The 23,781-nt window shown below is 64.6% G+C and carries 21 protein-coding genes and 2 pseudogenes; 9 read left to right on the top strand and 14 right to left on the bottom strand.

All coding sequences use genetic code 11. The features are described 5' to 3' along the window. Positions 1–57 precede the first annotated feature (57 nt). The 3 genes and pseudogenes from folE to LRS09_RS22135 all read left to right on the top strand — a co-directional run bounded on the left by folE (position 58) and on the right by LRS09_RS22135 (position 2,259). Complete coding sequence (gene folE, locus LRS09_RS22145) at positions 58–696, top strand: GTP cyclohydrolase I FolE (protein WP_257809060.1); 639 nt, start codon at positions 58–60, stop codon at positions 694–696. 47 nt (positions 697–743) lie between these two features. Then, positions 744–1,208 (top strand): phosphoribosyl-AMP cyclohydrolase, encoded by a 465-nt coding sequence (hisI, locus tag LRS09_RS22140; RefSeq protein WP_257809059.1) that lies wholly within the window; start codon positions 744–746, stop codon positions 1,206–1,208. Positions 1,209–1,318: 110 nt separating this feature from the next. Further along, positions 1,319–2,259: pseudogene (locus tag LRS09_RS22135) on the top strand (patatin family protein). 3 nt (positions 2,260–2,262) lie between these two features. Here LRS09_RS22135 and recJ read toward each other — a convergent pair. The 6 genes from recJ to LRS09_RS22105 all read right to left on the bottom strand — a co-directional run bounded on the left by recJ (position 2,263) and on the right by LRS09_RS22105 (position 8,689). Continuing rightward, positions 2,263–4,050 (bottom strand): single-stranded-DNA-specific exonuclease RecJ, encoded by a 1,788-nt coding sequence (recJ, locus tag LRS09_RS22130; RefSeq protein WP_257809058.1) that lies wholly within the window; start codon positions 4,048–4,050, stop codon positions 2,263–2,265. 113 nt (positions 4,051–4,163) lie between these two features. Beyond that, positions 4,164–4,547: a VOC family protein gene (locus LRS09_RS22125; protein WP_257809057.1), complete on the bottom strand. Its 384-nt coding sequence runs from the start codon at positions 4,545–4,547 to the stop codon at positions 4,164–4,166. A gap of 26 nt (positions 4,548–4,573) precedes the next feature. Further along, complete coding sequence (glpX, locus tag LRS09_RS22120; protein WP_257809056.1) at positions 4,574–5,548, bottom strand: class II fructose-bisphosphatase; 975 nt, start codon at positions 5,546–5,548, stop codon at positions 4,574–4,576. Positions 5,549–5,703: 155 nt separating this feature from the next. Beyond that, complete coding sequence (locus tag LRS09_RS22115) at positions 5,704–7,017, bottom strand: homoserine dehydrogenase (protein WP_257809055.1); 1,314 nt, start codon at positions 7,015–7,017, stop codon at positions 5,704–5,706. A gap of 39 nt (positions 7,018–7,056) precedes the next feature. Beyond that, positions 7,057–8,274 carry an LL-diaminopimelate aminotransferase gene (locus LRS09_RS22110; protein WP_257809054.1) on the bottom strand — a complete coding sequence of 406 codons (1,218 nt, stop codon included), beginning with the start codon at positions 8,272–8,274 and terminating at the stop codon, positions 7,057–7,059. A gap of 79 nt (positions 8,275–8,353) precedes the next feature. Beyond that, a complete protein-coding gene (locus LRS09_RS22105) occupies positions 8,354–8,689 on the bottom strand; it encodes a hypothetical protein (RefSeq protein WP_257809053.1) in 336 nt (111 codons plus the stop codon). A gap of 118 nt (positions 8,690–8,807) precedes the next feature. On the opposite strand from LRS09_RS22105, the gene phaC reads away from it, so the two are divergent. Both phaC and LRS09_RS22095 read left to right on the top strand, forming a co-directional pair. Then, the gene (gene phaC, locus LRS09_RS22100) at positions 8,808–10,637 is read left to right on the top strand and encodes a class I poly(R)-hydroxyalkanoic acid synthase (protein WP_257809052.1); all 1,830 of its coding nucleotides are present in this window, start codon (positions 8,808–8,810) and stop codon (positions 10,635–10,637) included. Between the two features lie 224 nt (positions 10,638–10,861). Further along, positions 10,862–11,980 carry a YcbK family protein gene (locus LRS09_RS22095; protein WP_257809050.1) on the top strand — a complete coding sequence of 373 codons (1,119 nt, stop codon included), beginning with the start codon at positions 10,862–10,864 and terminating at the stop codon, positions 11,978–11,980. Between the two features lie 21 nt (positions 11,981–12,001). On the opposite strand, the gene LRS09_RS22090 is transcribed toward LRS09_RS22095, so the two are convergent. From LRS09_RS22090 to LRS09_RS22070, 5 genes are all read right to left on the bottom strand, one after another. Further along, the gene (locus LRS09_RS22090; protein ID WP_257809049.1) at positions 12,002–12,250 is read right to left on the bottom strand and encodes a ParB N-terminal domain-containing protein; all 249 of its coding nucleotides are present in this window, start codon (positions 12,248–12,250) and stop codon (positions 12,002–12,004) included. A gap of 1 nt (position 12,251) precedes the next feature. After that, entirely contained in the window at positions 12,252–12,851 is a 600-nt protein-coding gene (locus LRS09_RS22085) for an ABC-type transport auxiliary lipoprotein family protein (RefSeq protein ID WP_257809048.1), read from the bottom strand. An 86-nt stretch (positions 12,852–12,937) separates the two neighbouring features. Then, positions 12,938–14,308 carry an MlaD family protein gene (locus tag LRS09_RS22080; protein WP_257809047.1) on the bottom strand — a complete coding sequence of 457 codons (1,371 nt, stop codon included), beginning with the start codon at positions 14,306–14,308 and terminating at the stop codon, positions 12,938–12,940. A 4-nt stretch (positions 14,309–14,312) separates the two neighbouring features. Beyond that, positions 14,313–15,143 (bottom strand): ABC transporter ATP-binding protein, encoded by an 831-nt coding sequence (locus LRS09_RS22075; RefSeq protein WP_257809046.1) that lies wholly within the window; start codon positions 15,141–15,143, stop codon positions 14,313–14,315. After that, entirely contained in the window at positions 15,143–16,318 is a 1,176-nt protein-coding gene (locus tag LRS09_RS22070) for an MlaE family lipid ABC transporter permease subunit (protein WP_257809045.1), read from the bottom strand. Before LRS09_RS22070 ends, LRS09_RS22075 begins: the two co-directional genes overlap by 1 nt. A 67-nt stretch (positions 16,319–16,385) precedes the next feature. On the opposite strand from LRS09_RS22070, the gene dgcA reads away from it, so the two are divergent. Further along, positions 16,386–17,369: an N-acetyl-D-Glu racemase DgcA gene (dgcA, locus tag LRS09_RS22065; protein ID WP_257809044.1), complete on the top strand. Its 984-nt coding sequence runs from the start codon at positions 16,386–16,388 to the stop codon at positions 17,367–17,369. Here the strand turns inward: dgcA and LRS09_RS22060 are convergent. The 3 genes and pseudogenes from LRS09_RS22060 to LRS09_RS22050 all read right to left on the bottom strand — a co-directional run bounded on the left by LRS09_RS22060 (position 17,339) and on the right by LRS09_RS22050 (position 19,468). Beyond that, entirely contained in the window at positions 17,339–18,181 is an 843-nt protein-coding gene (locus LRS09_RS22060) for an MFS transporter (protein ID WP_257809043.1), read from the bottom strand. The two genes, dgcA and LRS09_RS22060, sit on opposite strands and share 31 nt — an antisense overlap. A 76-nt stretch (positions 18,182–18,257) precedes the next feature. Beyond that, positions 18,258–18,494: pseudogene (locus LRS09_RS22055) on the bottom strand (MFS transporter); the annotation flags it as partial. A gap of 164 nt (positions 18,495–18,658) precedes the next feature. Continuing rightward, positions 18,659–19,468 (bottom strand): UDP-2,3-diacylglucosamine diphosphatase, encoded by an 810-nt coding sequence (locus tag LRS09_RS22050; RefSeq protein ID WP_257809042.1) that lies wholly within the window; start codon positions 19,466–19,468, stop codon positions 18,659–18,661. Between the two features lie 120 nt (positions 19,469–19,588). Here LRS09_RS22050 and LRS09_RS22045 point away from each other — a divergent pair, with 120 nt between their 5' ends. From LRS09_RS22045 to LRS09_RS22035, 3 genes are all read left to right on the top strand, one after another. Continuing rightward, on the top strand, positions 19,589–20,368 hold the full coding sequence (locus LRS09_RS22045) for an SDR family oxidoreductase (protein WP_257809041.1): 780 nt from the start codon (positions 19,589–19,591) through the stop codon (positions 20,366–20,368). Positions 20,369–20,420: 52 nt separating this feature from the next. After that, positions 20,421–21,263 (top strand): fumarylacetoacetate hydrolase family protein, encoded by an 843-nt coding sequence (locus LRS09_RS22040; RefSeq protein WP_257809040.1) that lies wholly within the window; start codon positions 20,421–20,423, stop codon positions 21,261–21,263. Between the two features lie 89 nt (positions 21,264–21,352). After that, the gene (locus LRS09_RS22035; protein ID WP_257809039.1) at positions 21,353–23,677 is read left to right on the top strand and encodes an NADP-dependent malic enzyme; all 2,325 of its coding nucleotides are present in this window, start codon (positions 21,353–21,355) and stop codon (positions 23,675–23,677) included. Positions 23,678–23,781: the final 104 nt, after the last annotated feature.

Below are 23,781 nucleotides of genomic sequence, written 5' to 3'. Positions count from 1 at the left end.
AGTGACCCGTTCAACTCGTTTCCCCATATGAGAGGGAAACTACGGGAGACGCCTCCGATGGACGCCGCGATCAAAAAATTCCTGCCCGACGCCGGCAATGACAGCCGCCCCTCGGATCGACCGACCGAGGCGGAGGTCGAGGCCGCCGTGCGCGTGCTGCTGCGCTGGACGGGCGACAATCCCGATCGCGAAGGTCTGGTCGACACGCCGCACCGCGTGATGAAGGCCTATCGCGAGATGTTCAACGGCTATGACCTCTCGCCCGCGGAAGAGCTCGGCCGCACCTTCGAGGAAGTTGCCGGCTACGACGACCTCGTCATCGTCCGCGACATTCAGTTCCATTCGCATTGCGAGCATCACATGGTGCCGATCGTCGGCCGCGCCCATGTCGGCTACCTGCCGGACGGCAAGGTGGTCGGCCTGTCGAAAATCGCGCGCGTAGTCGACATCTTCGCCCATCGGCTCCAGACCCAGGAGGCGATGACGGCACAGATCGCGAGCGTCATCCAGGACGTGCTCAACCCGCGCGGCGTGGCTGTCATCATCGAGGCCGAGCACATGTGCATGGCCATGCGCGGGATCCGCAAGCAGGGCTCGACCACCATGACCTCCACTTTCACCGGCTCGTTCAAGGACAGCCCGGAGGAGCAAGTGCGCTTCGTTACCATGGTGCGCGGCGCGGCCGGCGCAAGATGAAACCGAGGGGCTGACAATCCGGCCGGCCCCGTGCGATAGGACCGGCCATGACGACACCCGCCCTCACCTTCGCCTCCCCCCCTGCCGACAAGGTCGAGCTTGAGGAAGGTTCCGCCTTCACACCCCGTTTCGATGCGAACGGCCTGGTGACTGTCGTGGTCACCGATGCCGGTGACGGGGCGCTGCTGATGGTGGCGCACATGAACGCCGAGGCGCTGGCGCTGACGCTTGCGACGGGCATCGCGCACTACTGGTCGCGCTCCCGCGGTTCGCTGTGGAAGAAGGGCGAGACCTCGGGCAATTTCCAGCATGTGAAAGAGGTGCGCACCGACTGCGACCAGGACGCGATCTGGCTCAAGGTCGTGGTCTCCGGGCACGATGCGACATGCCATACGGGCAGGCGCTCCTGCTTCTATCGCGTGGTTGAAACCAATGGTTCTTCCGCCCATTTAAGTCAGGACGGAAGCGAAGCGTTGTTCGACGTGGAGCACATCTACAAGCACAAGAAGTGACCCGTGCCACAGGGCGCGCCGCTGCTTCTGCGCCTTGTGCGAAGCGATTCACGCTTCCGAAACATCCCCTCGCGTATAAAGCGTGAAGGGAGAGGGAGTGTGAAATGTCGATGCTCGACTGGGCATCTCTTCGCGGCAAGACGACCGGGCAGGATCAATATCCACCCTTGCCGGACGAACTCACCAGGCCGCTCAAGAAGCAAGGCATCGCCCTTGCGCTCGGCGGAGGTGCGGCGCGCGGCTGGGCGCATATCGGCGTCCTGAGGGCGCTCGACGAGGCCGGCATCCGTATCAACATGATCGCAGGCACCTCGATCGGCGCACTGGTCGGCGGGTGCTATCTTGCCGGGAAACTCGACGAACTGGAGGAGTTCGCGCGCGGGCTGACCAAGCGGCGCGTCTTCGGCCTGCTTGATTTCCATATCGGGGGCAGCGGCCTTCTGGGCGGCATGAAGCTGACGGCGCGGATGCAGGAGCATATGCGCGGCGTCTCCTTCGAGGATCTCGACCGGCCCTTTGTCTGCGTCGCCACCGAAATCAGGACCGGGCACGAGATCTGGCTGTCGAGCGGATCGCTTATCACCGCCATGCGCGCGTCCTATGCGCTGCCGGGCGTATTCGAGCCGGTGTCCTGCAACAAACGGCTGCTGGTTGACGGCGCGCTGGTCAATCCGGTGCCCGTATCGGTGTGCCGTGCCTACGAACAGCCGCTCGTGGTCGCAGTCAACCTGCACTACGACCTGTTCGGCCGGGCGGCGGTGGTGAAGCACAGCGCCATCGACGAACCGGCATGCCCCCTGTTCCGGGCGCAGGCGGGCGCGAGTCGCGCCTCGGCATCACCGGCGTCATGGTCGAGGCCTTCAACATCATCCAGGACCGCATCTCGCGCGCGCGCCTTGCCGGCGACCCGCCGGACCTGTCGCTGCAGCCGAAGCTCGGTCATGTCGGCTTGACCGAGTTCCATCGCGCCGACGAGTTGATACGACTTGGCTACGATGCGACCCGCGCGCAGCTCAGCGAACTGGAGCGTCTCCAGGGCGTATTGGCCTGACGCCTATTCGGCCAGCGCAGCGTCCACGATGCGCAACTGCGCGCCCGAGCTGCCGTTCCAATAGTTGATCGACAATGTGCCGGCGATGTGCACCGGTCTGTCGCGGCTGGACATCAAAAAAGCGCCCAGATCGCTCTCGACAGCGCGGAAGGCCATGGCCGGAATGCGCCCGCCTGCTTCCGAGCGCAGTTCGACGCGCAGATGGCCGCCATTGCCGACCTCCCTCACATTCACGATGCGATGGCGCGGCAGGGCCAGCATCGGCTGAGGGTGGCCAGGGCCGAAGGGGCCGGCGCGCTCCAGTTCCTCCGCCAGCGACAAAGTGGCTCCATCGGCTGAGACGGCTGCGTCGATCTTGAGGCTCTCGGCATTGCGCAGCTCGAACACGGTCTCGCCGGCATGCTCCTCGAAGAAGGCCCGCAACTCGCCGAGCCGAGAGCGCTCGACCGTGATGCCGGCCGCCATCGCATGCCCGCCACCCTTGATCAGGAGGCCGCGGTCGACAGCTTCCCGCACCATGCGGCCGAGATCGAAACCGACGATCGAGCGGCCCGAGCCGGAGCCGATGCCGGTGGAGTTGAACGAGATCGCGAAGGCCGGGCGCCGCGCATGGTCCTTCAGCCGCGAGGCGAGCAAGCCGACAATGCCGGGATGCCAGCCGTCATTCGCGGTCACGAGCACCGCAGGCCCCTGCCCGCCCAGCAACTCGGCGTCGGCCTCAGCCTTCGCCTCGGCCAGCATCACCTGTTCCATCGCCTGGCGCTCCGAGTTCAGACGATCCAGCGTCTCGGCGATCTTCGCCGCCTCGACCGGATCGTCCAGGGTCAGCAGCCGGCTGCCCAGGGCGGCGTCGCCGATGCGGCCGCCGGCGTTTATGCGCGGGCCGATCATGAAGCCGAAATGATAGGGATTGAGCGGCTCGCCAATACGCGAGGCGCGCGCCAGCGTGGCGATGCCGGGATTGGTCATGCGCCGCGCAGCGAGCAGACCCTTGACCACGAAGGCGCGGTTGAGGCCGACGAGCGGAACTACGTCGCAAACCGTCGCGAGCGCGACGAGGTCGAGCATGGCGAGAAGATCGGGAGGCTGCGGACCGCCTGCCTGCCTCAGGACGCGCGATACCTGCACCAGCGTCATGAACACGACGCCCGCCGCACAAAGATAGCCGAGGCCGGAGAGATCGTCCTCGCGGTTGGGATTGACGACCGCGCGGGCGGCCGGCAGGGGGCCGCCGACTTGGTGATGGTCCAGCACCACCACGTCGGCACCGGCCGCATTGGCGGCCTCGATCGACGGAGCGCTGTTGGTGCCGCAGTCGACGGTGACGATGAGCGAGGCGCCGCGCGCGGCAAGCTCGCGCATCGCCTCCGGGTTCGGCCCATAGCCCTCGAAGATCCGGTCAGGAATGTAGATCTCGGACTGAATGCCGAAATGATCGAGATAGCGCTTCATCAGCGCCGCGGAACACGCGCCGTCGACGTCGTAATCGCCGAAGATTGCGACACGCTCGCGACGACGGATCGCCTGCGCGATGCGCTCGCCCGCCCTGTCCATGTCGGTGACGGTCAACGGATCCGGCATCAGGTCACGGATCGTCGGATCCATGAAGCGCTCGGCCGTGTCGGGTCCGACATTGCGGCCGGCCAGCACGCGCGCGACGATATCGGAAATGCCGTGGCCCTGGGCGATGGCGAGCGCGATGTTCTCCTGGCGCTCGGATAGGCGATGCTCCCAGGCGATGCCCGTGGCCGAGTTGCGGACACCGAGGAAGAGGCGGGGGGACTGTGGCACCACGCTAACGTCCGTATCCGAGTCGCCCTGTCAAGCGCGCCGGAAAGGGAGCACCGCGGAGAGCGCTCCAAGTCACGGGCGCAGGAGGACGCCGACCGGTCGTGGACAACGGCCTAGTCGGGCACCCGGCAGCTGGCGCAGAGCTTGTTGCCGTCCGGATCGCGCAGATAAGCGATGTAGGCTTTGCGGGCTCCGGTCTGGCGAATGCCAGGCGGTTCCTCCGCAGTCGTTCCGCCATTGGCGATCCCCGCCGCATGCCAGGCATCGACCATTGCCGGATCGGCCATCAACAGGCCGATCGTGCCTCCGTTGGCGAATGTCGCGGACTGTCCGTTGATCGGCTTCGTCACCATGAATCGAAAGCCGTCCTTCGGATAGACTACCCGCCCTTTCGCATCGATCGTTCCCGCCTCGCCGCCCGCAACCTTGAAAACGGCATCGTAGAACCGGCGCGAACGCTCCAGATCGTTCGATCCGACCATTATGTGCGTGAACATTATGCGTCCTCCCTGCCCTGCAAAGCTCAGAACTTGTCGAGGTCCTGATGCCGGGCGATGATCTCGCGAACCGTGCGCGAGGAGGAGCGCATGACGATCGTCTGCGTCTCGATGTAGTTCTTGGTAAACTTCACCCCAGCCAGCATGTTGCCGTCCGTGACGCCGGTCGCCGCGAACAGCACGTCGCCGCTCGCCATGTCGTAGACGCTGTACACGCGCTTGGGATCGCTGACACCCATCTTGGCAGCGCGAGCGACCTTCTCGGGCGTGTCGAGGATCAGGCGGCCCTGCATCTGGCCGCCGGTGCAGCGAAGCGCCGCCGCGGCCAGGACGCCTTCGGGCGCGCCGCCGGTCCCCATGTAGATGTCGATGCCGGTCTCCTCCGGGTCGGTGGTGTGGATCACCGCCGCCACGTCGCCGTCGCCGATCAGCCGGATCGCGGCACCCGTTGCGCGGACCTCGTCGATCAGCTTCTGGTGGCGCGGCCGGTCGAGGATGCAGGCGGTGACTTCGCTCACCGGCACGCCCTTGGCGCGGGCGACGCGGGCAATGTTCTCAGCCGGCGACAGGTCGATATTGATCGTGCCGTCCGGGTAGCCGGGGCCGATCGCGATCTTGTCCATGTAGACGTCGGGGGCGTTAAGAAGCGTGCCCTTCTCGGCAATAGCGATGACAGCCAGCGAGTTCGGCAGGTTCTTGGCGCAGATCGTGGTGCCTTCCAGCGGATCCAGCGCGATGTCGACAACCGGGCCATCTCCAGTCCCGACCTCTTCGCCAATATAGAGCATCGGCGCCTCGTCGCGCTCGCCTTCGCCGATGACGACCGTCCCCTTGATGTCCAGCCGGTTCAGCTCGGAACGCATCGCGTCGACGGCGACCTGGTCTGCCGCCTTCTCGTCGCCGCGGCCGCGGAGCCTTGCTGCGGCGACGGCGGCGCGCTCCGACACACGCACGAGCTCGAGCGTCAGGATGCGGTCAAGGCCGGACGTGGTTGTGGACATGAGCGATGTTCCCTCGGGCAGTCTGCTGGAGAATTATTGTTGCCTGCCGTTTCCGGCGGCTTCTTTTGTCAAACGCACATGACAACGGCAAGACCCGGGGATGCCGAAAGTCGCGGCATTCCAGAGAAGAATCGATTGAATTCGCGCGGCTTTTGTCAGCCGGCGCGCTCGATGCGGATGACCTGCGGCTTGTCGGTCAGCAGGCCGTCGCGCGTGATCCCGTCGACAGCCTTGCGCACGGCGGCTTCGGTCGTCTCGTGCGTGACAAGTACCACAGTCTTTTCGCTGGGCTTTTCGCTGCCAGCCGACTGCTGGACGATCGATTCGAGCGAGATCTCGCTATCGGCCATGCGACGCGCAATACCGGCGAAGACGCCGGTGCGGTCGTGCACGGTAAGCCGGATGAAATAGCCGCCGGCATGGCTGCGCATCTGCGCCTTCTTGTAAGGCTTCAGTTCTTTCACCGGACGGCCGAAGACCGGACCGTGCTGGAAACCGGGCCGGCTCTTGGCGATGTCCGCGATATCGCCGATCACGGCCGAGGCGGTGGCGTTGCCGCCGGCGCCGGGGCCGGAAAGCAGCAGTTCGCCGAGGATATCGGTCTCGATCGCTACCGCATTGGTGACGCCGTGAACCTGCGCGATGACGGAGGCGGTGGGCACCATGGTCGGATGCACGCGCTGCTCGATGCCGCTGTCGGTCTTCTGGGCGACGCCGAGCAGCTTGATGCGGTAACCGAGTTCGGCCGCGGCGCGGATGTCCGCCTGGGTAATGTTGGAGATGCCCTCAAGATAGATGTCGTTCGGTGCAATCCGCGTGCCGAAGGCGAGGCTGGTCAGGATCGACAGCTTGTGCGCGGTGTCGTTGCCTTCGATGTCGAAGGTCGGGTCGGCCTCAGCGTAGCCCAGACGCTGCGCATCCTTCAAGCATTCCTCAAAGGAGATGCCTTCGGCCTCCATGCGCGTCAGGATGTAGTTGCAGGTGCCGTTGAGGATGCCGAAGACGCGGCTGACCGAATTGCCGGCGAGCGCCTCGCGCAGCGTCTTGATGACGGGAATGCCGCCTGCGACGGCCGCCTCGTAGTTGAGGAGCACGCCCTTCTTCTCGGCGATCTCAGCCAGCGAGATACCATGTTTGGACAGAAGCGCCTTGTTGGCGGTGACGACATGATGGCCCGATTCGAGCGCCGTCTTGACCGCCGTGCGCGCGGGACCTTCGTCCCCGCCGATCAGTTCGACAAAGACGTCGATGTCGGCCGATTTCGCCAGCGCGACCGGATCCTCGAACCAGGCGGCGCCCGACAGGTCGACGCCGCGTTCGCGCGAACGATCGCGGGCGGAGACGGCGGTGACGACGAGATCGCGGCCGCACTGGCGAGTCAGCTCGGCGGCCTTCGCCTGAATGACACGCGCCACGGATGCGCCGACCGTGCCGAGACCGGCAATTCCAATACGCAAAGCTTCGGCCATCGTCTCCGCGCCCTTCAGGTCATCCGGATGAAAATAGGCTCAGCGGCGGGCGCTGAGCGGTATCACGTTGTCGGCCGGCACGCCGCTGGACGCCAGGAAGCGCTTGATCGAGCGCGCGGCCTGGCGGATGCGGTGCTCGTTCTCCACCAGAGCAAGGCGGACGTAGTCGTCGCCGTGCTCGCCGAAGCCGACGCCGGGGGCGACAGCCACTTCCGCCTTCTCGATGAGAAGCTTGGAGAATTCGAGCGAGCCCATGTGCCGGAACGGCTCCGGGATCGGTGCCCAGGCAAACATGGTCGCAGCCGGCGCCGGGATCTTCCACCCTGCCTTGCCGAACGCATCGACCATGACGTCGCGGCGGCGATGATAGATCTCGCGCACCTCGGCGATGTCGCTGCCCTCGCCGTTGAGCGCGGCGGTAGCGGCGACCTGGATCGGGGTGAACGCGCCGTAGTCGAGATAGGATTTCACCCGCGTCAGCGCCGAGATGAGGCGCTCGTTGCCGACCGCGAAGCCCATGCGCCAGCCAGGCATGGAGAAGGTCTTCGACATCGAGGTGAACTCCACAGTCACGTCGATCGCGCCCGGCACCTGCAGCACCGATGGCGGCGGATTGCCGTCGAAGTAAATCTCGGAATAGGCGAGGTCCGACAGGATGATGAGCTCATGCTTGCGGGCGAAGGCGACGACATCCTTGTAGAAATCGAGCGAAGCCACATGGGCCGTCGGATTCGACGGGTAATTGAGGATCAGGGCCAGCGGCTTCGGGATCGAATGGCGGATCGCGCGCTCGAGCGCCGGCAGAAAACCGTCGTCGGGCTCGGCCTGGATCGAGCGGATCACACCGCCGGACATGATGAAGCCGAAGGCATGGATCGGATAAGTAGGGTTCGGGCAGATCACCACATCGCCGGGGGCGGTGATGGCCTGCGCCATATTGGCGAAGCCTTCCTTCGAACCAAGGGTGGCGACGATCTGGGTCTCAGGATTGAGCTTCACGCCGAAGCGGCGGGCATAGTAGGCGGCCTGTGCGCGGCGCAGGCCCGGAATGCCGCGCGAGGAAGAGTAGCGATGGGTGCGCGGATCGCGCACGACCTCGACCAGCTTGTCGACGATGGCCTTCGGCGTCGGGAGGTCCGGATTGCCCATGCCCAGGTCGATGATGTCGGCGCCGCGCGAACGGGCGGAGGCCTTCAGCCGGTTGACCTGCTCGAAGACATAAGGGGGGAGCCTGCGGGTCTTGTGGAAGTCTTCCATGACGGTGTCCGACGGTATGGAGAAGGTTGCGCGGCGATATACACGCATTCGCCCGGGCGGGGAATAGAGCGGCGGCCGACTATTCGCCCTCGATTTCCTTCAGTGTCTGGGTCTGCGCCTGCGCCGCCTTGCGAAGCTGTGCAGGGGACGCATCGGCGCCGCCGCCCTGCCCCTTGACGCCCTGATTGCTCAGCGCCGCCTTGAGCTCGGCGGTCTTGGCGTTCTTATCCGCCTCGCTGAACTGGGTTGTCTCGGCCTTAGGAGCCACGTTGAGATTGGGTGTCGTGCCAGTGTTGCGCACGCCGGGAAGCGGGGCAAGATCCTCCAGGCTCGCCGTCTGGCATGCCGACGCCGCCAGAGCGGCGCTCATAGCGGTCGACAGAAAGAAAATTCTCGCGGCGAATGATCTCGTCATAATCCCCACCTGCCATCACGCTAGACGCATGACAAGTCGTCGCATCGCGTCCGCTGTTGGACGCTGATGCGCGTGACATGATAATGTGTCAATAAAAGGCCTTGGGAGGCAGCGAGATATGGCCGATAAAAAGCACAGCGGCGAATCCAATCAGGATAAGCCCGATGTCGCTCAGTATCTCGTGAAAGATCCGGATAAGTTCGCCCTCAACCTCGCGCGCATGGTGGAGGCGGCTGGCCAAGCTGCAGCCGCGTGGACGGCGCCGCGCGAACGGGGCGAGGTCAAGGACACCGTCGGCGAGCCGATGGCCGACCTGGTCAAGACCTTTTCCAAGGTCACGGAATACTGGCTGTCGGAGCCATCGCGCGCGCTTGAAGCCCAGACGCGGTTGTTCTCCGGCTACATGAACATCTGGGCGAATTCGATCCGCAAGCTGTCGAGCGAGGAGCCGGTGGAGGACGCTGTCCAGCCGGACCGCGGCGACAAGCGCTTCCAGGATCCCGAATGGGCCAAGAACGCCTTCTTCGACTTCCTCAAGCAGGTCTACATCGTCACCTCGCGCTGGGCGTCGGATCTCGTCACCCACGCCGAGGGGCTCGACCCGCACACGCGCCACAAGGCGACGTTCTACGTCAAGCAGATCACCAACGCGATCTCGCCATCGAATTTCATCCTCACCAATCCCGAGCTCTTCCGCGAGACTGTTGCTTCGAACGGAGAAAACCTGGTGCGCGGCATGAAGATGCTGGCGGAGGACATCGCAGCCGGCGGTGGCGATCTGAAGCTCAGGCAGGCCGACTATTCGGCATTTGAGGTCGGGCGCAATATCGCCACGACACCGGGAAAGGTGGTGGCGCGCAGCGCCGTTGCCGAGATCGTCCAATACGAGCCTGCGACCGACACGGTGCTGAAACGGCCGCTGCTCATCTGCCCGCCCTGGATCAACAAGTTCTACATCCTCGACCTCAATCCGGAGAAGTCATTCATCCGCTGGGCGGTGTCGCAGGGCCATACGGTGTTCGTCATCTCCTGGGTCAACCCGGACGAGCGGCATGCGCGCATGTCGTGGGAGGATTATATCCGCGACGGCCTGGAGTTCGGCCTCGACACGGTCGCGAAAGAAACGGGCGAAACCTCCGTCAACGCGATCGGCTACTGCGTCGGCGGCACGCTGCTCGCGGCCGCACTCGCCCTGATGGCGAAGAAAGGCGACACCCGCATCCGGTCCGCGACGTTGTTCACGACCCAGGTCGACTTCACCTATGCCGGCGACCTCAAGGTCTTCGTCGACGAGGAGCAGATCTCGACCCTGGAGAAAGCCATGGGCGAGAAGGGCTATCTCGAAGGCAACCGGATGGCGACGGCCTTCAACATGCTGCGCTCGGGCGACCTGATCTGGCCCTATGTCGTCAACAACTACATGCGCGGCAAGGAGCCGATGCCATTCGACCTACTCTACTGGAACGCGGATTCGACCCGGATGAGCGCCGCCAACCACTCCTACTACTTGCGCAACTGCTATCTGGAGAACGCACTCGCGACAGGCCGCATGAATCTCGGCGGTCACAAATTGTCACTCTCCGACATAAAGATCCCAATCTACAACCTCGCCGCCAAGGAGGACCATATCGCCCCGGCGCGCTCGGTGTTTACGGGCTGCGCCTATTTCGGCGGCGAGGTCGAATATGTCATGGCCGGCTCCGGCCATATCGCGGGCGTCGTGAACCCTCCGCTGGCCAACAAGTACCAGCACTGGACCGACGGAAAGCCCGTCGGAGACTTCGATGCCTGGGTGGCCAAGGCCAAGGAGAACCCCGGCTCCTGGTGGCCGCACTGGCAGCGATGGGTCGAGCGGCTGGACAACCAGCGCGTTGCGGCGCGAGGGGCCGCGACGAAGCTCGAACCGCTCGGCGACGCGCCCGGAGAATATGTGAGGGCAAAGGCCTGACGGGTGTGGACCATGGCCAAGACCAAGGGCCACGATCACGTTGTCGCCCCAATTGCACCCTAGCCCCGGAGCAAGGTGGGCTTGCATTTTAATGCGCCATCGCGTCTTTTCGGCCACGCCGAGCGGGTGATTTGCGCGACGGATCGAGGTTGAACCCGCAAGGGACGCGACCGGACAAGGGGACTGTTTTGACAGCTGACGTATCGCGCCCAGCGATGAGACGGATGCTTGCCGCGGGCGCGGCCGTTCTGGCTCTTTCACTCGCCGGCTGCACCGCCGGCGGCCTCGAAAGCCTCGAAGTCACCAATCCTGCCTATGCCTCGCCGACAACGGCCGACAGCACAGATACCGCTGCCGAGCCCGGCATCACCCCGCTGACGGTTGAACAGGCCGCCGATATCGACGCCGCTAATTTCGTGCCGGCATCCAAACCGGCCGACGCGGCGGCCGCCGCCGCCAATCAGGAAGCATCTGCCGAGCAGCCGACCAAAGCGACAGAAGAGCCAACCAAGCCGCTGATCGATCTTGCAAGCAAGCCGGCCGAGAAGCAGGCTGTCGATGCAAGCCAGGCTCAGCCGGCCGCCCAGGAAGCCTCAGTGGCAAGCCCTGCTCCGGCCCAGGCAGCGCAGGCTGAACCGCCCCCTGCAGCGGCCGCGAACAGCTTTGCGCCGCAACAGGAGCCAAAGAAGAAGGGCTTCCTTGCGGGGTTCTTTTCGCAGACACCTCAGGAGGCCCCGGTGATGTCGGCGCCGGCGCCGCAAAAGCCCAAGCCCGTGATCCAACTCGCCTCGGTCGATCCGGAGGAAAAGTCCGCATCGAAGGCCTCGCTCGGTGTCGAGCGGATGGATTCGCTGCCCGGCGTGCGCCAGTCGTCCCTGTTCGAGATCAAGCGCCGCGACAGCCTGGACGACGACAGCGACGTAGACATCCACGAGGATGAGGAGAGCCCGGTTCAATATGCGTCCGCGGCGGGCATGGCGCGTCTCGCTCCCAACGGCCTGCTGAAGCAACGCGAAAGCGTCGACGTGGCCTGCCTGAAGCCCTCGCTGGTGCGGATGCTGAAGCAGATCGAGCAACGGTTCGGCAAGCGCGTCGTGGTCACGTCGGGCTATCGCAGCCCGGAATACAACAAGCGCGTGCGCGGCGCCCGCCGCTCAATGCACATGTATTGCGCAGCCGCCGACATCCAGCTCGACGGCGTCAGCAAATGGGATCTCGCCACCTATGTCCGGACAATGCCGGGACGCGGCGGCGTCGGCACCTACTGCCACACCAACTCGGTGCATGTGGACGTTGGACCGGAGCGGGACTGGAACTGGCGCTGCCGCCGTCGCAAGGGCTGACGAAGCCCGCGTTCTAGATCGTCAATGTTTTCGTGCCTGGACCAGATAGGCGTCGATCTCGGTCTCGCCGAGAAACTTGGCAGCTTCCAGACGGTGTAGCCCCTCGATCAGGATATAGCGCTTGCCGTCGAACCGGACCTGGATCGGCATCTTCATCCCGTTTTCGAGAATGTCTTCCGCCAAGGCGCGAGCCGTCTCGGGATGCAAGGTCTTGCGGCGCTCGGTGGGAATGTAGATCGAGTCGACCTTGACGCGGTGAATGCGGAGCACGCTAGATCCTTCCCAGCGACCAGTCGACGATCTCGTCGGTGGCGGCGTGGAAGGCCCTGTCCAGCGCGGCCGCGTAGGCCGGATTGCCCGCACCGCTGACGGAGGACTGCGCGGTGAAGGTGCGGGAGGCTCGCACCGTGCCGTTGCGATCGTTGAGGATGCGCACAAACAGCTCGACATAGGCCTGATCGCTGCCGCCGAGCCTGATTTCGAACGCACGGATCTCGGTGATGACCTGGTAGTCGATGGCAAGTCCTTCACCAGGCTTGCCGACGCCGCCGACGCGGCCTGTCGACTGAAACGCCTCGGCGAGCTTCGCCTGCACGACCTTCGGCAGGCGATCAGCCCACTGCGCCCCCTTCAGATACTGGATCTCGCCGGGGCTCGGCTTGATGACGATGTTCTGACCGTCGAGCGACTTCAGCGCCGACGGCTCGGCGATCAGGATCTGCGCGCGGGAGCGGCGTGGACCGGATTCGGAGGTCTGCGCGGCCGACAGCTCATAGGTGTCGAGCGCAGGCGTGCCGCCGCCGAGCACGGCGCAGCCCGACAAGGCAGAGCTGATGAGCGCCGCAGCGATGAGCAACCGTCCAGACTTCAAACCCACGTCTCCGGCGGACGCCCCCTGCCCAGGAAGCGTCGGATGCTTGAATAGCGCGACCTGTGTGGGGCGCGGAACGACCAATGTCAACGCCGCACACGGCCGTCGTATTGGCGTACCTCGCCTTCTCCCCCCGCGATGATACGCTGCGGATTGCGGCCGAGATCGCTGATCACTTCCTCGATCCGGTTCACCGAGCGGCGGCTGTCGCGCACGAGAGCTTCGACGTCTCGCAGACCCTGGCCACTGAAGCGGGCAAGCCCGTCAGTGATCGTTCCCATACGGGCGTTGAGCGTGTCTGCGACCTGGCGGAACGACAACAGCGTCTCGCGCGCCTGCACCATCAGGCCGTCGGCATTGTCGGAACCGAGCAGCGTGTCGACCTTCACCAGAATCCCGTCGACACGCACCGAGGCGGCGTTGAGCCGTTCGGCAAGCTGGCTCGCGTCGCTGATCATCTTGTCGATCTCCTCGGAGCGGTTGCCGAACTTCGTCGTCACCTTCGAGATGTCGTCCGCCGCCTTTCTCGCGGTCTCGGTGGTCTGCTTGATGCCGTCGATGGCGGAGCGGACGGTCGCAGGATCGACGCTCGCGACAATCTCGTCGACCTTGGAAAGCGTGCCGGTCGCGTTCTGCGACAGGGTCGTGATCGACGTCACGGCCTTGTCAACGCCGGACATCACCGTCTCGAGATTGTCGGACGCGCCCTTGAGGTCGTTGGTGAAGGTCTCGACATTGTTGACGATCGTCGTGACCTTCTCCCGGTCAACTGCCTTGAGCAGGTCTTCGGCGGCGGCAAGCGTGCTGTCGAGCCGGCCGGACACACCGCTGAGCGTCTTGGAGAGATCGCCGACGCTTGCCAGGAACTGGTCGATGTTGTCGGAGTTGCGACCAAGCGCCTCGGAGAATTTCTGCGCATTCTCGACTGTGGCGACCAATGGCGTCTTCACGTCGTTAACGAAGTCCTCGACCCCGCTCAGAACGCCGTCGGCGCGGGTGAGGAAGTTCTGCGCGAGCTGCAGGATATTGCCGAGCGCGGAGGGATTGGCCGTGATCTCGGCGACGGTACCGTTCGCCTCGGCGACCGCGAGGAGGTTTTCCTCTCCGACCACACCGCCCTTGAGCTCGATCGAGGCCTGGCCGGTCAGGCCGGCGAGCCCGACATCGGCGATCGTCGATTTGGTGATCGGGGTCAGGCGATCGATCTTAGTGTCGGCCAGCGCGACCGTCGGATCGTTGACGTCGATGAAGATGCGGGTGACATCGCCGACCTTGACGCCGTTGAACAGCACGGCGCTGCCCCGGCCCAGACCCGAGGCGGAGCCCGGGATCTTGACGCGAAGCGTGGCGAAATCGCCGCCGCCCGTTCCGGCCGTCCAGTAGACGAAGCCGAAGGCGGCCAGCAGCATCACCAGCGTGAATATGCCGACCGCGACGTAATTGGCCTTGGTCTCCATGCCGTCAGGCTCCGTGTTCCTGCCGCGTCGTCAGATCAAGCTGTCGTGCGCGTTTGCCGCGAAAATATGACTTTACCCAAGCGTTCTCGCTGGCGAGCATGTCCTCGACCGTGCCCTGGACCATCACCTTCTTCTCGCCAAGGACGGCGATGCGGTCGCAGACGGAGAACAGGCTGTCGAGGTCGTGGGTGACCATGTAGACTGTCAGCCCCATCGTGTCGCGCAACTTCTGGACCAACTCGTCAAAGGCGGCCGCGCCGATCGGGTCGAGGCCGGAGGTCGGCTCGTCGAGGAAGACGATGTCCGGATCGAGTGCCAGAGCGCGCGCAAGGGCCGCGCGCTTGATCATGCCCCCGGAGAGTTCGGACGGGAATTTCGTTGCCGCGTCCGGTGGCAGGCCGACGAGCTCGATCTTGAGGCGCGCGAGCTCGTCCATCAGCTTCCGCGGTAGATCGAGATATTCGCGCATCGGCACCTGGACGTTCTCCATCACCGTCAGCGACGAGAACAGCGCGCCGTGCTGGAACAGGACGCCCAGCCGCATGTCGATCGCGACCCGGTCACGCTCGCTTACCGTGTCGAGGTCGATGCCGAAGATCCGTATCTTGCCGGAGCGCTTGCGCGTCAGGCCGAGGATCGTGCGCAGCAAGACCGACTTGCCCGCGCCCGAAGCGCCGACGAATCCGAGGATCTCGCCGCGTCGAACATCCAGCGAGAGCTTGTCGAGCACCACCTTGTCGCCGAAAGCGACGGTGACGTCCTCGGCGGAGATGACGACCTCCGGCTCACCTTCCCGTTCTGGCCCGTTCGAATGTGCTGCGCCGTTGGTTCGCATCAGAAGTCGATCGCTGCGTAGAACATCGCAAACAGTCCATCGACGACGATGACGACGAAGATCGACTTCACCACCGAAGAGGTGACGTGGGTGCCGAGCGATTCGGCGCTACCGCCGACCTTCAGGCCCTCGACCGAGGCGATAATGCCGATGATGAGCGCCATGAACGGCGCCTTGATCAGGCCGGCGAAGACCGTCGACAGATCGATCGCGTCGCGCATACGGTCGATGAAAGTGGTGGGCGAGATGCCGGAATAGACCTGGCTGACGACGATCGCGCCGATGATGGCGGCGAAATTCGCTGCGATCGTGAGGCAGGGCAGGACCACCACCAGCGCCACCAGCCGCGGAAAAACCAGCACGCCGACCGGATTGAGGCCGATGACGGTCAGCGCGTCGATCTCCTCGCGCATCTTCATCGAGCCGATCTCGGCGGTAATAGCGCTGCCGGAGCGGCCGGCGATCATGATCGCAGTCAGCAGCACGCCAATCTCGCGCAGGACAAGGATGCCGACCAGGTCGACCACGAAGATCTCGGCGCCGAAATAGCGCAGCTGGAAGGCGCCCTGCTGGGCGATGATCGCGCCGATAATGGAGGACATCAAAAGCACGACCGGGATCGCGCCAATGCCCATCTTATCCATCTGACTGACGATCGCGGCCGGATTCACCGCATGGCCACGCCCGAGCTTCATCTGCGCGCCGCGGATCGTCGCCCCGAGGATGTGCATGCTCATCAGGAAATCGTCACGGAAGGTGAAGACGTTCCGGCCGAGCGAATCGAGGAGGCCGATGACGCCTGTCGGGCGACCGGCCACGGGCTTGGGAATCTCCTGATGCGCGGCGTCATTCACGGCCACCAGAAGTTGGCCCGACGAAGAAGAGGCGCCCTGCACCTCGACGCGGGTGCCCTGCGCCTCCAGCCTGGTCGACAGCCGCTTCACCAACCAGGCGCCGGCCGTGTCCATCACCGATATGGCAGAGAGATCGATCACGGCTTCCCGCACGCCCGGTGACGTCTCGAGCGCCCGCATTTCGGCGTCTACCCCGGCTACGGTCTGGGTGTTCCATGCGCCGGACAGGCTGCAGGCCAGACGCGCGCCGTCGACCTGCGCATCGACGCGGGGAGCGTTCGAACGCGCCCCGCTTGCGTCCGGGGAAGCTTTGGTCAACATGCATGCCGTCTTATCCCGGCTGAGCCGGCCTGTCACTTGGACCGCCGCCTGTGGCGACGGAGCATCGATGTCACGTGTCCTTTCGATCACAGCCGAATCCTTCCCGATCGCCGGCAGCTTCACGATTTCACGCGGGTCGAAGACCGAGGCGCTCGTGGTCACCTGCGCGATCCGCGAGGGCGACCAAATCGGGCGCGGAGAATGCGTGCCGTACGGGCGCTATGGCGAGACGATCGATAGCGTGATCCTACAGATCGAATCAGCCCGCGAGGCGATCGAGGCGGGCATATCCAAGGATGAACTCGCGAAGCTGCTGCCAGCAGGCGCGGCCCGCAACGCCGTCGACTGCGCACTCTGGGATCTTGAGGCGAAAGCGACCCAGGTGCCTGCTTGGACGATAATAGGCGATAACGCGCCCTCCCCGCTCACCACCGCCTACACGCTCTCCCTCGGCGACGCCGAAGAGATGGGCGCGCAGGCCAGGGCGCAGGCAGCGCGGCCCGTGCTGAAGGTCAAGGTCGGCAGCGCCGACGACGAGGCGCGTATCCGCGCTGTGAGGGCCGGCGCGCCCGAGAGCCGAATTATCCTCGACGCAAATGAGGGCTGGAGTGAAGATAATCTTGTCCGCCATATGTCTATCGCGGCGGAATGCGGCGTCTCGCTGATCGAGCAACCATTGCCCGCCGGCAATGACGGGATGCTGGCAGATATCGCACGGCCCATGCCCGTTTGCGCCGACGAGAGCCTGCACACCCGCGAGGACCTCGCCCGGTTGCGCAGCCGCTACGACGCGATCAACATCAAACTCGACAAGACTGGCGGCCTTTCCGAAGCGATCCTGCTCAAGGCTGAGGCGCAGAAGCTCGGCTTCCAGATCATGGTCGGCTGCATGGTCGGCACGTCGCTGGCCATGGCGCCGGCAGTCCTGCTCGCGCAGGGCGCGCAGTTCGTCGACCTCGACGGCCCGCTGCTTCTCGCCCGCGACCGCGAGCCCGGCCTCCGCTATGATGGTTCGCTGGTCTACCCGCCTGAACGGGCGCTCTGGGGATAAGCAAGCGCCCAAAGGGCAAGGCTCGCGCCAATGCCCGAGACCAGCGCCATCGCATAGAAACCGTCGACGCCGAACGCCTCGTAGAGCGGGCCGCTCGCCAGAGTGAATAGCGCCAGCGTGCCCATGATCAGGAAAAACGCAACACCCTGCGCAGCCCCCATGCGCTCCTCCGGAACAGTCTCGGAAAACATCTTCTGTCCACCGAGGAAGGCGAGCGAGAACGAGAAGGCGTGCATGCCCTGGACCGCGTAGAAGCCGGCGACGCCCAGGCCCGCCGGCCAGATAAGAGGAAAGAGTATCCAGCGTAGAACACCGAGCCCGGTTCCGACTGCGAGCAGTACGCCGGGGCGCGCACGCGGAAAAAGCCGGTCGCACAGGAAGAACATGACCACCTCGGCCAGAACCGAAAATGCCCAGAAGAGCCCGATCGTGCCGTCATCGATGCCGAGCGTCTTCCAATAGATCGATGAAAAGGCATATGCGAAGGCATGGCTCGACTGCGCCAAGGCCCAAGCGGCGATGATCAGGACGAAATAGGGTTGGCGCAGCGCGAAGGAGGCTTGCGGGATGGTCTGCGCCGGGGTCGGGGCAGCGAGACGCGGCTTGCCGAGGCGCGGGACGATAAACGTGGCGGCGACTATCGCGACGAACCCGGCCAGCATCAGCAACGGGACGACGCCAGCCCCCGCCGCCGCGAGGATGTAACCGCCGACAATGTTGACGATCAGGAAAGAGATCGACCCCCAGACCCGCATCGACGCATAGTTGACGCCGTAGCGGCGGACTCCGGACAGCGCGATGGAATCCGACAAGGGCGTCTGGGGGGGCCCAGGCAATGGCCAGAATGATCGAAACGGCCAGCACGACCAGATAGGTGGCCGGCAGCAAGTAACCGGCACATGCGGCCAGGGAGAGGATCGCGCAGGCAAGCAGAACGGGTACGCGGTCACGCGCTCGGTCGGCCCAGGCTGAAACCACCGGGCCGGCGAAGATGCGAACGAAATACGGAATGGCAATGATCGACGCGATTTCGGACGGCGTGAACCGGTGATACTCGAGCCAGAGCGGAAAATACGGCAGATGGATGCCATTCGGCAGGAAGAGGCAGGCGTAAAGAACGGACATCCGCAGCTCGAAACGGCGCGGCTTGATCTGCTGTTCTTGAGAAAGAGGCGGGAGCATTCGGGAAGGAGTCCGAGCGACTGTCCCATGCGCCGTAACACGTCCTCCGTGCCGCGCCTACATGTGACGGCGCGCCAGCAGCGGAGGAGCTTTGCTCCAGCCGCCGGTCAGGCAGCGGCGGCCGGCCTCAGTACCGCGATCTTGGCCTCGTCTTCCTGCCGCGCCGGCGTGACCTTGGCCCAGGTGAGGATTTCGAAGCGTCCGTCGAAATGCTCCGCCACCGCCGTGCAGCTTTCCACCCAGTCACCGGTATTGATGTAGCGCACGCCGTTGATGGTCTCGATCGCGGCATGATGGATGTGGCCGCAGATGATGCCGTCGACCTCGTGACGCCGCGCCTCTTCAGCGACGATGTCCTGAAAGGCGCTGATGAAGTTCACTGCGCGTTTTACCTTGACCTTCGCCCAGGACGAGAACGACCAGTAGGACAGCCCGAACCTGTGGCGAATGAAGGCGACGACGCGATTGACCACTATCGCCGTGTCGTAAGCCTTGTCGCCAAGGTAGGCGAGCCAGCGAATGTTGTGGACGATGCCGTCGAACTGGTCGCCGTGGATGACCAGATATCGCCGGCCGTCGCAGCCTTCGTGGATTGCGCGGTCCGCGACAACCACGCCGCCGAAGTGCTCGCCCTGGAAGGAGCGCAGGAACTCGTCGTGGTTGCCGGCGATGTAGATGACCTTCACGCCCTTGCGCGCCTGGCGCAGCAGCTTCTGCACGACATCGTTGTGGGACTGCGGCCAGTGCCATGATCGACGCAGCCGCCAGCCGTCGACGATATCGCCGACCAGATAGATCGTTTCGGCTTGGTGCTGGCGCAGGAAATCGATGAGAAACTCGGCTTTGGCCGGCTTCGACCCGAGATGGATGTCGGAAATGAACAGGGTGCGAAAGCTTCGGGTTTCGACGTCGGACATTGCGATTACCAGACTTTCCTTCCCGCAATGCCCTGACACGATTCACATCACAGACGTGTGACGGTTGTGGTTTGGCGCAGCTACGGATAGGTCTGTCGCCGGTTTGAAGGAGGTTGCGACATGGATTTGGGGATCAAGGGCCGGAAGGCAATCATCTGCGCGTCGAGCCGCGGGCTCGGGCGCGGCTGCGCCGATGCGCTCGCGGAGGCGGGTGTCGACCTTGTGCTGAACGGCCGCGACCCTGCGGTGCTGGCCGCGGCGGCGCAGGACATCCGCGACACTTACGGCGTCCGCGTGACGGAGATCGAGGGCGACGTGTCGCTGCCGGAGGTGCAGAAGACGCTGCTCGCCGCCTGCCCTGACCCGGACATCCTGGTGAACAACAATGGCGGCCCACCCCCTCGCAATTTCCGCCAGCTCGACCGGAAGGCGATTCTCGATGGCGTGACGCAGAACATGGTGACGCCGATCGAGCTGATGCAGGGCGTGATCGACGGCATGATGGAACGTGGCTTCGGGCGCATCGTCAACATCACCTCCTTGTCGGTCTACACGTCGATCCCGGGGCTCGACCTCTCGTCCGGCGCGCGAGCCGGCCTCACCTCCTTCATGTCCGGCATCGCCAAGACCGTCGCCAGCCGCAATGTCACGATCAACAACCTGCTGCCCGGTAAGCTTGACACCGACCGCATCCGCGTAACGACCAGGTTCGGTGCGGAGAAGGCCGGCATGTCGCTCGAGGATTATGCAGCACAGCAGGACAAACAGATTCCCGCCGGCCGTCTCGGCACGCCCGAGGAATTCGGCAACGCGTGCGCCTTCCTCTGCTCGGCGCATGCTGGCTACATAACCGGGCAGAACCTGCGCATTGACGGCGGTCTTTACCCCAGCGCATTTTGAGCCTGCATTGTCGCATCGTTCGCCTGACATCTGAATTCGGGAGGGGAAACACATGAAACTGCTGCGTTTCGGCGAGTTGGGCCTAGAGAAGCCCGGCATCCTCGACAAGGACGGGGTCATCAGGGACGCATCTTCCGTCGTCACTGAGTATTCGCCCGGGACGATCTCGCTCGACCTGCTGTCGATCCTCACGAACATCGATCCGGCTATCCTGCCTGCCGCGCCCAAGGGCGCATGGATCGGCGCGCCGGTGTCGCGCATCGGCCATTTCATCGCGATCGGCCTCAACTATGCCGACCACGCCGCCGAAACGGGAGCGCCGATCCCGAAGGAACCAATCGTGTTCTCGAAGGCGCCGAGCTGCCTGTCCGGCCCGAACGACGACGTGATGCTGCCGAAAGGCTCGATGAAGTCCGACTGGGAGGTCGAGCTCGCGATCGTGATCGGCAAGGAGTGCGATTATGTCGAGGAGAAGGACGCGCTGAAGCATGTCTTCGGCTATGCAGTCTGCAACGATGTGTCGGAGCGCGAGTACCAGGCAGAGCGCGGTGGCCAGTGGATCAAGGGCAAGAGCGCGCCGACCTTCGGACCGCTCGGTCCCTGGATCGTGACCCCGGACGAGATCGCCGACCCGCAGAACCTCGACATGTTCCTTGATGTCAACGGCAAGCGCATGCAGACGGGCAACACGTCGACCATGATCTTCACGGTCAGGCAGATCGTCTCCTACCTCTCGCGGTTCATGATTCTCGAACCCGGCGACGTGATCACGACCGGCACTCCGCCCGGCGTGGGCCTCGGCATGAAGCCGCCGGTCTTCCTCAAGGACGGCGACGAGATGCGGCTCGGCATCGCCGGTCTCGGAGAGCAGAGGCAGAAGGTCATCGCCAGGTAACCGCCGGCGCGAAACAGCTTTCGCTTTTTCGCGCGTTCGCTTCTCTGCCGCCCATGCTAATCGTTTCGCATGAAGCAGGGGGAATCGCCATGACCAGCGAAGCCGACAAGGCGCGATCGTCCGACCTCGACGAGGCGGCGCTGTTCTTCCACCGCTATCCGGTGGCGGGAAAGCTGGAGATCCAGGCGACGAAGCCGCTCGGCAACCAGCGCGACCTCGCGCTCGCCTATTCGCCGGGCGTTGCCGCACCCTGCCTCGCGATCAAGGACGATCCGGGAGCGGCCGCGCTCTACACCGGCCGGGCCAACCTCGTCGGCGTCGTCTCGAACGGCACTGCCGTGCTCGGACTGGGCAATATCGGCCCCTTGGCGTCGAAGCCGGTCATGGAGGGCAAGGCCGTCCTCTTCAAGAAGTTTGCCGGCATCGACGTGTTCGACATCGAGATCGATGCGCCGGGCATCGAGCGCATGGTCGAGGCGATCTCGGCGCTGGAGCCGACTTTCGGCGGCATCAATCTGGAGGACATCAAGGCACCGGAATGCTTCGAGGTCGAGGAGCAGCTCAAGGCGCGGATGGGAATTCCGGTTTTTCACGACGACCAGCACGGCACGGCGATCATCGTCGCGGCGGCCGTCCTGAACGGCCTGGAAGTCGCCGGAAAGTCGCTGCCGGACGTCAAGATCGTCACGTCGGGCGCCGGTGCCGCCGCCCTCGCCTGCCTCAATCTCCTCGTTTCCCTCGGCGCCAGCCGCGAGAACGTCTGGGTCACCGACCGTTTCGGCGTCGCCTACAAGGGCCGCGTCGATGAGATGGACCGCTGGAAGGATCCCTACGTCAAGGACACCAATGCCCGTTCACTTGCCGACGTGATCGGCGGCGCGGACGTGTTCCTGGGCCTCTCGGCCGCGGGGGTCCTGAAGCCCGAACTGCTCAAGGAAATGGCGGACCGCCCCCTCATCATGGCGCTGGCCAATCCGACGCCGGAGATCATGCCGGAGCTCGCGCGGGCCGCACGCCCGGATGCGATGATCTGCACCGGCCGTTCGGACTTCCCGAACCAGGTCAACAACGTGCTGTGCTTCCCCTACATCTTCCGTGGCGCGCTGGACGCGGGAGCGACCGCGATCAACGAGGAGATGAAGATGGCCGCCGTGCGCGCCATCGCCGCCCTCGCCCGCGAGGAGCCGTCGGACGTAGCTGCGCGCGCCTATTCGGGCGAGACGCCGACCTTCGGACCTAACTATCTGATTCCCTCGCCCTTCGACCCGCGGCTGATCCTGCGCATTGCGCCGGCAGTGGCGAAGGCCGCGATGGACAGTGGCGTCGCGACGCGGCCTATCGCTGATATGGAGGCCTATGTCGACCGGCTGAACCGGTTCGTGTTCCGCTCCGGCCTAGTGATGAAGCCGGTTTTCGCCGCCGCCCGCACGGCGACGAGAAAGCGGGTAATCTATGCCGACGGCGAGGACGAACGCGTATTGCGCGCCGCACAGGTGGTGCTGGAGGAAGGCACTGCCGAACCGACGCTGATCGGTCGCCCCCACGTGATCGACGTGCGGCTCAGACGTTACGGCCTCAGGATCCGGCCGGGCACGGATTTCGCAATCGTCAATCCGGAAGACGATCCGCGCTACCGCGACTATGTCGACCTCTTGATCCGCCTCGCCGGGCGGCGCGGCGTGACGCAAGAGGCCGCGCGAACCATGGTGCGCACGGACGCCACCGTCATTGCGGCGCTTGCGCTCCACAGGGGCGACGCCGACGCGATGATTTGCGGCCTGGAAGGCCGCTTCGAGCGCCACCTGCGCAATGTCAACCTGATCATCGGCGCGCGAGCCGACGTGCGCTACCGCGACCTGTCGGCGCTCTCTATGCTGATCTCGCAGCGCGGTGTGACCTTCCTGACCGACACCTATGTCACGCTCGACCCGAGCGCCGACGAGATCGCGGAAATGACCCTGCTGGCCGCGGAAGCGATCAGCCGATTCGGGATTGTGCCGAAGGCAGCGCTACTGTCGCATTCCAACTTCGGCTCACGCGACAGCGCCAGCGCGCTGAAGATGCGAGAGGCCGCGGCGATTCTGAAACGGATCGCGCCGGAGCTCGAAAGCGACGGCGAGATGCATGGCGATTCCGCGCTGTCGGAGGAACTGCGACGCCGGGTCTATCCGCATTCTGTTTTGAAGGATCAGGCAAACCTGCTCGTGTTCCCCAACCTCGATGCGGCGAACATCGCGCTGACGACCGTGAAGACGATGACGGATGCGCTGCATGTCGGACCAATCCTGCTCGGCACCCGTCTGCCTGCGCACATCCTCACACCGTCTGTTACCTCGCGGGGTATCGTCAACATGACCGCCCTGGCGGTCGTCGAGGCCTCACAGGACGCGCCGACACTGATCGCTGGCGGCTGAGGATGGTAAGGCGCGGTTAACCCTGTGCCTTCCGTTCGAGGAAGCGTCGTTCCATATTCAGGCGGCATTCATGTTCGGTGCGCATGATCGCGCCGACGTCCATC

This window comes from Mesorhizobium sp. J428, from assembly GCF_024699925.1.
In the GTDB taxonomy this organism is placed as follows: Bacteria; Pseudomonadota; Alphaproteobacteria; order Rhizobiales; family Rhizobiaceae; genus Mesorhizobium_A.
Note: the sequence above shows the minus strand (reverse complement) of the source record. Positions and strands in the feature narration are given on the sequence as shown.